This is a genomic window from Halobellus sp. Atlit-38R (genome assembly GCF_003665925.1).
GTDB classification, from domain to species: domain Archaea; phylum Halobacteriota; class Halobacteria; order Halobacteriales; family Haloferacaceae; genus Haloquadratum; species Haloquadratum inordinatus.
Genome location: NZ_QXIJ01000326.1, coordinates 1 through 458, shown reverse-complemented (window position 1 = coordinate 458; position 458 = coordinate 1). Strand labels below are relative to the sequence as shown.

Annotated in this window: 1 protein-coding gene; it reads left to right on the top strand. The window is 73.6% G+C overall.

Features of this window, described 5'->3' with window-relative positions; all coding sequences use genetic code 11:
* Positions 1-458, top strand: a 458-nt coding sequence (locus tag D3D02_RS21735; protein WP_233560733.1) for an HAD-IA family hydrolase, incomplete at both ends; no start/stop codon positions are given.

Genomic DNA, 458 nt, shown 5'->3' with positions numbered 1-458 from the left:
GGATCGCGGTCGAGACGCACGGGCTCGCCGACGCGATTGACGGGGACGCCATCGTCGGCCGCGACACCGTCGGGAGCCACAAGCCGGACCCGGCGTCGCTGCTCGCGGCGATCGACCGGCTCGGCGCCGCCCCCGAGGACGCGCTGTTCGTCGGCGACTCGCGGCGGGACGCGGTCGCCGCCGAGCGGGGCGGCGTCGACTTCGCGGTTCGAAAGGCCATCCGGTTGGGCGTCGACCCGGTGGAGGCGGTGCAGATGGCGACCGTCAACACCGCCGAGAGCTACGGGCTCCCCTTCGGGCGGATTCGGCCGGGGGCACCGGCTGACCTCGTCTTGCTCTCGGACCTGCGAACGTGGGAGGTGGACCACGTCGTCGTCGACGGCGCAGTCGACCCGACGAAGGGTGGTGGCGCGCCGCCGGCGTCGGCCATAGCGACCGACACCGTGAGGTTCGAACCG